A 7,341-nucleotide genomic window follows, 5' to 3' on the forward strand; every position below is an offset into this window, starting at 1 on the left:
CCAAAGAGCATGATAATTCCATCGTATGTCAGATAGAACTGACCTCGGGTGCAAAACTCAGTATTTCTAACGGAATTCATTCAGAACTGTTACTGCGGATTTTGGAGGTTGTTGTCTAATGCTCGAAAGAATAACTCCCGGAATTGATAAATTTTACGTGGCCTGCGGTAAAACTGACATGCGCATGGGAATCAACGGACTGGTGAACAAAATCACCACGGAATTTAAACTGGAACCGTGCGAAAATTCAGCTGTTAAACGAGTAAATTTGTTGACACTAAAAACGAGTAAAAGTTGACCACCTGCAAACAAGAAAAAAAGACAACGGAGTGGTCATGAAAAAAGCCAAAAATCGTAAAATGCCGGAATATCTCGTATGGAAAAAACAATATTACAAGATGTTTGATTCAATATTTGGTGATTCATTCAACCTTTAATGTATATTCAGTCAAATCTCATTTTTGAATTCTGAAGAAGGCATAGCTTTGCTGCGCCATATTTTTATGAGAGATGGTCTGGAGATGACGGGACTATAACTGAATTCAAAACGTTTTTAAAATAAATATGTTCCGGGATGACTGCTGACAGAAAACTGTTCAAAACCAAGATAATAAGAATTGTGAAGATAATTTAATTGCACGTCTCTGAGGTTGTGTATGGATTGTTTTGATTATTCAAAATCAGACGAATTATACATATTTTTCAATAAATACAGGAGTATAATATAGATGAATATTATTTTAATGTTTATAAGATTAAGATGATAAGATTTACATAAGTTATGTTTATGATAAATAATCATTCACAAACTGAGAAAATATAAATTTCAATAATGGTCGGTTCACATTGGGAGGGTATCAACAGTGAGCAATACATATTACTCTAATATAGCAATAGACATGGGTGGCAAATATACAGGCTTTATTTCATACACGTCTAATGATTTACCAGACTCCGAGAATGTAAAAGCCGCTATTATTGAAATGCCTGATGACGGAAGCGTGATTAATTACACTGTAAAAAACAGAACGGCAGTAAGACATCATTTAAGAGCTAACAACAGGTACAAGAAAGCCAGAAAATTAATTTTTACCATACTGGCTGATACTATTAAGAGAAATTTGACTCAGAGTGAGCAGGAAGCAATTTCATCACTAATGCTGAGGAGAGGCTACACCAGACTTGAAACGGAAATTGACTTGGAGCAGTTAAAAGAATGTCCCGTAGATCTGTTCTTTCAATGCTGTCCAGGCCTGTTTACCGGTGATGTACCTTTGTATGATCAGTTTATTAATAACTGCAATGATGACACAGTATACGTATACAGAGAATCCTTGTCTTCAATAAAAGAAACCGTATCTAATTTGAGTGATAAAACAGAAAAAAGCATGTATGGCTCTGCATTGAAAACAATGGTGGATTTTGTTGATAAATTCATTGATCAGAAAGAATTCGGACATAAACACAGGACTGAGTACCTTGCAAACATCAGAAAGGATATCCAGAAAGACAGTAGATTAAATGATTTGATAAAACTGATTTCAGGTGAGGAGAGATTATACAACTGCATAGGTAATATATCGAATCTTCAGTTGCGAGCCCTGCGCTGGTATTTCAATGATAGGGGCATGAGCGGAAAAGCCGTATTTGATAAAAAACGCTTTAAGGATGTATGGTACAGAGCGTATAAATATTTTCATTACACAGCTGGCAGTAATCAGAAAGACAATGCAGAAAAAGTCGATATTATCAAGAAAAAAAATGAATTTCTTAAAAGGATTGAACAGACCGAAAATATAACGGGTTTACTGCTTGCTCAGGATCCTGTATTTACCATCCCTCCTTATGAAGATCAGAATAACAGACGTCCGCCAGTTGATCAGACACTGCTGTTATCACCACAGTCACTGGATGCCCATTATCCGGGAAAATGGGAATTATGGGTACAGAAGTTTATGGATTACGGTTCTGGTTCATACTCCTCGCTTTCAGATGAATTGGAACAGATAGTAAAACTGACTGACAGAAGCAGTCGTCTGCAGTCAGCGGGGGGAAAACAATCTGACCATATTGCATCATATACAGAGCAGAAACTGATTCACAGTTATTATTTGCAAAGACTTTTGGATATAACGTACAACAGGGGTAATCCTGAATCACAAATAAGAAAATGGGCCCAAAATCCTAACTCATGTTCAGCAACCAATGCCGTAATAAAAAATATTCTGGGAGAGAGTGATATTGATTCCTTTTTTGAACTGGCCAATAACTATTACATGGAAGTGTCTTTATCTAAAAAAGGGTTATGGTCCATTGTAGAACATCCATTACTTGAAATTTCCGGTATACATCCTCCTATGAAAAGCAAAATGCTGGAAGAACTGGTTGCAGGTGTTTTAAACATAAGAAAAGGATTTAATTTAGAAAGATTCAAAGAAGTATGGAACTCAACTGTAAAAGGTAAAAGTACAGTTAGATCATTATGTTCATACATAGAAAAAACACGCAAAAAATATGGTAACTGTTTTAAACAGGAGTATAAAAATGTCTGCCGGTATGAAGAACTAAAAAACAAAGCCAGTGAGGTGCATTTCAGTTCTGATATAAAGATTGATAAGGAAGTGGTAAAAGTCTATGAATACACTAAAAACCTATCTAAATTTATAGGGGAAAAATTAGAGTTAAGTACAGATCAGCAAAGTAAATTTGCCAATCCTTTCTCTTTGGCTCAGCTTTATACGATTTTAGAAAACGATGTACATGGTTTTTCCGGTAATTGCAAGGCAGTATGTCTGGAGAATACATGTCGCATGCAGATGTCTGATAAAGGAAATGCACTCTGCTGCAGACTTCCTGCGGAATCAACCAGACCTTTTGACGGTTCATTGGGTAATATACTTGACAGACAGGCATATGAAATTGCAAAAATTAAAATTGCAGAAATTAAAGAACTTTCTGCATTAAAAAATACAAAGGTGAAACTCAGTGTATTGGTAGAAGAGAATTCTTTTGAATTCAGCTCCTCACTTTCGACAATCAAAAAATCATTAAAAGCTAAACAGTTGAGAGAATTTGCTTTGAAAGCAGAAAAAACTGAAAGGGAAAAATGGAAATCAAAAGATGAAAGATTAAAAAATGATTCCCATAATATATGCGCATATACAGGTATGGCATTGAGCGATGATCTGAGTGAAAATGATCATATTGTAAGTCGAAGTGAAACAAAAGAATCCTACGGGACTATTTATAATTCCGAATTTAATCTTATCAGAGTTTCCCGAAGGGGAAATCAGCTGAAAGGTAACAATATTTATACACTTGACAACCTGAATCCAAAATATCTTGAAGCCGTTTTTGGAACAAGTGATACTGCAATAATTACAACAAGAATCAGGGAAACTCTAAACAGACTACTAATATCAAATCCTAATTTAAACATTGACATAATGACTGAAGAAGAACGTCAATGCTGTCGGCATGCATTGTTTACTTCCAGAACAGGAGTTCCATTCAATCAGATAATTCAGGCTATATCAAAACAATATAGAGCTCGTGTAAACGGAACTCAGGCCTGGTTTGTGAAGAATCTTATTGCAAAGATAGATGAGGGATTAAGGGAATGGAAAAGTATCAATAATATAACCGTGGAATACAATGCTTACAAAATAGATGCAGGTTCCACGAGTGAAATAAGACATGACATAGGAAAACTGGATGCAAGATATGAGAAGAAGGATATTCAACCTATAACATCTCATGCAATAGATGCAGTATGCTTATTGGGAAATGCCTCAACACAACAGGAAATATCTGAAGAAATATCCGGAAATAATGAAATTTCTGTACTGTCAGATGTAAAGGAACTGATTAAACTGATACCTGACAGATTTGATATTATTCGAATCTCCAGTTTGAATTTTGCAGAGAAGAATAATCCTGAATCAAAGCAGTTATTTAAAGATACAATTTATGCTGAGCACTTCCTATGCATTATGGAAAAAGATGATACCGTTAAAGTCGGATTCGATTTTGGCAGCAATTCCATCCAAATAGTTAAGGGGGGGAAACAGCTGTTAAGCTGTTTAGCAAACTATCTCGAGTCCCCAAAACAAAATGAAACTACCGGATTCCGTACATATAAAGTATGCAAGACAGCTGCGTTTAAGCTTTTTGAAAGATTTTATAGAGGACTGGTTGCTGAAGGATCTGATGAGGAACTGGCATATTTGGCACTAATGAGTTTGCGTTACACCACGTTGCACCAGGATGTGTTTTCCCTTCTGTATGACGTAAAGTCCAAGAAATTTGCCGCAAAGAAAGACATTCTTAAAAATTTGGATATAAAAATTTCTTTTCCTTCAGTTCTTAAACTTAAAACTGATAAAGCATCACTGGTATTACCTTCATTTAATGAATGGGCGCATATTGCTTCTATTTTTGAAGATTATTTAGGTAAAAAAGATGAGCAGGAAAGTGGATATGACAAATTAAAGCAGTATCTTGGAACAATTTTAAATAAAACCATTAACAAGAATCACGCTAAGAGTAAGAGAGTGTACAGTCTTCCTGTTGTCGCTTCTCCTTCAGGAGGTGTTAGAATCAAACGTTTAACGCACACGCACGGGGATATATATCAGCTTGTTGCGGCAAATACTCCTGTCACTTCAATAAGTAAAGGTTTTGCATCTGCAGACAATGGAGATGTATTGTGGGATGAAGCTGTGATGGTTGATAGTTATACAACCAAGAATTTAACGGTTATTAATAAAAAAATATCAGGGGATAAAAATTTTGTATCCATGGACGAACAGAGACTTGTTTATGAATCTCCTGATGAAAGAGTGTATATGACCCCGGCAACAGACATAAGACGAGGAATAACAATTGAGCAGAAATTTGAAAAGTTTGTTTACTGCATAGACCAGCAGAATATCTATAAGTCATTTCATGATTTACCGACAGAAATAAAAACAGATCCAAAAATTTTTATGGAAAGACTTAACATAGATATATGCGGTAAACCAAGAGGTAATTTAAAAATATTAAGTATAGGAAATATTATAAAATATTCATATATGGTAGAGAGCAGTAATAGAGTAATGAATCAGGTATATAACAACCCAATAGACAAAGGAACAATTTTTAAGAGCAACTAAACAAGCTGTTCCCAAGATAAGTTTCAGAATCTATGGCTCTAATGATTTTTCGGGAAATGGGGGTTGCCCTTACTTCCCGGAATTATCATGTTGTTCAGAGGTAGTCTTTATGCGACATATAGTAATCAATCAGTATGGAACTTTTTTGGGACTTGTAAGTGAAAGACTGGTTGTTAAACAAAAAGATGAAATTGTAGAGGAATTGCCACTTTCCAGAATCAGAACAATCAGTATTGCCAAAAAGGGTATTTCTCTGTCTGTAGATCTTATTCATGCCTGTGCTATACGTGGAATTCGTATCTTTTTTCTGGACTGGAACAACAGAATTGTTTCAGCTATTATGGGGCAAAATCAGCATGCCGTTGTATCACTGAGAAAAGCTCAGTTTGATGCGATAAAAAATGATAATTTATCGTGTGAACTGTCCAAAAAAGTAATAATAACAAAGATAAAAAATCAGCATGCGGTAATAATGTATTTTACAAAGAACACAATAAAGAATTCACAAAATAGTCCAATTATTAACAACTATAACAATCTCATTGATAATCTTAAAAAAATTATACTTAATACTTCTCCTGATGCTCATGATATTTCCAACTGGAGAAACAGACTTATGGGTTTAGAAGGAAAAGCCGCCACTGAATACTGGCATACACTTGTAAAACTCCGTCTGTTACCAGGTGATTTCACTAATAGAGAAACTAGATTCACTGAGTCAGTAACCAATAAAGCTTTAAATTATGGATATGCAATTTTATTGAGTAAAATCTGGGCGGCTGTAGATAATTCTGGAATGGAAGCGTATGCCGGTATTTTGCATACCGACAGACCGGGGAAACCTTCTCTTGTTCTTGATCTTATGGAAGAATACAGAGCCTGGCTGGTTGACAGAATAATCATCAAGCTCAGAAATCAAATATCAGAATACATGAATTTGGATATGAATCTCAAAAAAATTATCAGTAATGAAATACATAAATCTTTGATGACAAAATATACTTTTAATAAAAAGAGAATAAAGTTAGAAAATATCATTCAACGACAGATTTACAGGTTTGCGGGGGCATTGGTCGGTCAGAAAAAATATAAAGGTTATTCTTTCAAATGGTAAAGCATTATGAATCTTTATTCAAAATATCTTGTTTGTTACGACATAGAAAATAATAAAACACGTACTAAATTTTTTGAAAAAATGAAGGATTTTGGATTGCAACCCATTCAAAAGTCTGTTTTTTATGGATTTCTTAATCAAGCTGAGTTTAACTCTGTAAGAAAATTAGCGTTTGAATTATTAGCTGCAAGTAATGATAAATGTATTTTCATGAAATGTAATATATCACCGGAAGAATTTAAACAACAATTTATTGGTTACGATAATTTTATTTTTTTGGAACCTGATGGTTATGAAACAATATGATATTCCTGTATCTATGCTCCGCCAGTACTGTTTTTGTCCAAGAATAGTTTATTTTTATTTGGTTAGACAGCTTACTCCTTCAGAAAAATTATGGATGAAACAAGGTGTTGATGAGCACAATAGGCAGATAATGCTGAATAACAGAAGGAATTTATCCAGATACCATATTTGTGCTGATAATTGGAAAATCAGAAACAATATTGAGCTATACAGTAAAAATTTATCTATTCACGGAATATGTGATTGCATAATTGAAACATCAGACGAAATTATAGTCGTTGAATTCAAAAGTAATGAACATTTAATGTGTTCTGCCGGTGTCAAAATACAACTGTGTGCTTATGTAATGTGTTGTGAGGAAAAATATAATATTTCTATTAATAGGGGGTTTATATTATATGGACGTAAAGGTCAGACATATGAAATATGTATTGATGAAAAGCTTAGGATTAAAACAATTGAAGTGGTAGGCAAAATTAAAAAAATTATTGACACAGAAATTCTCCCCGACTCTACAGCCGAGGCAAAAAAATGTTGTCAGTGCGAGTTTTTTAACTTTTGCGCTGACAGATACTGAAGATACCAAGATGTAAATTACAGTTGCTTGGTCTATATCTTAACTTTTGGTGATTTCAGCTCGCCATAAAGACGACTTCATATGTAGATACTTTTTATAGTATATTACTTTTTTCTCATAAATCAACTTTTTTTATGCATAATTGAATTATGAGAAAAATTAAGAATATTTTTCTCTACTTAGGTACT

5 protein-coding genes are annotated in these 7,341 nt (G+C 34.2%); all 5 read left to right on the plus strand.

All coding sequences use genetic code 11. The annotated features are described in order from the left end of the window. Positions 1–118 precede the first annotated feature (118 nt). The 5 genes from tnpB to cas4 all read left to right on the plus strand — a co-directional run bounded on the left by tnpB (position 119) and on the right by cas4 (position 7,153). The gene (gene tnpB / locus T489_RS15810; protein WP_031580319.1) at positions 119–298 is read left to right on the plus strand and encodes an IS66 family insertion sequence element accessory protein TnpB; all 180 of its coding nucleotides are present in this window, start codon (positions 119–121) and stop codon (positions 296–298) included. Positions 299–863: 565 nt separating this feature from the next. Continuing rightward, positions 864–5,156, plus strand: coding sequence for a hypothetical protein (locus tag T489_RS0112380; protein WP_157608272.1), 4,293 nt, complete (start codon positions 864–866; stop codon positions 5,154–5,156). Positions 5,157–5,265: 109 nt separating this feature from the next. Beyond that, a complete protein-coding gene (cas1, locus tag T489_RS0112385; protein ID WP_031580321.1) occupies positions 5,266–6,270 on the plus strand; it encodes a CRISPR-associated endonuclease Cas1 in 1,005 nt (334 codons plus the stop codon). Positions 6,271–6,276: 6 nt separating this feature from the next. Further along, a complete protein-coding gene (gene cas2 / locus T489_RS0112390; protein WP_031580322.1) occupies positions 6,277–6,576 on the plus strand; it encodes a CRISPR-associated endonuclease Cas2 in 300 nt (99 codons plus the stop codon). Beyond that, positions 6,563–7,153 carry a CRISPR-associated protein Cas4 gene (gene cas4 / locus T489_RS0112395; RefSeq protein ID WP_051622134.1) on the plus strand — a complete coding sequence of 197 codons (591 nt, stop codon included), beginning with the start codon at positions 6,563–6,565 and terminating at the stop codon, positions 7,151–7,153. The genes cas2 and cas4 overlap by 14 nt, the downstream gene beginning before the upstream one ends. Positions 7,154–7,341 lie beyond the last annotated feature (188 nt).

The sequence above is a fragment of the Ruminobacter sp. RM87 genome, from assembly GCF_000701925.1.
In the GTDB taxonomy this organism is placed as follows: Bacteria; Pseudomonadota; Gammaproteobacteria; order Enterobacterales; family Succinivibrionaceae; genus Ruminobacter; species Ruminobacter amylophilus.

What these genes read in the sequence shown, in the direction of transcription:
- cas2 (WP_031580322.1), top strand. Translation starts at nt 6,277, where the DNA reads ATGAATCTTTATTCAAAATATCTTGTTTGTTACGACATAGAAAATAAT.
- tnpB (WP_031580319.1), top strand. Translation starts at nt 119, where the DNA reads ATGCTCGAAAGAATAACTCCCGGAATTGATAAATTTTACGTGGCCTGC.
- cas4 (WP_051622134.1), top strand. Translation starts at nt 6,563, where the DNA reads ATGAAACAATATGATATTCCTGTATCTATGCTCCGCCAGTACTGTTTT.
- cas1 (WP_031580321.1), top strand. Translation starts at nt 5,266, where the DNA reads ATGCGACATATAGTAATCAATCAGTATGGAACTTTTTTGGGACTTGTA.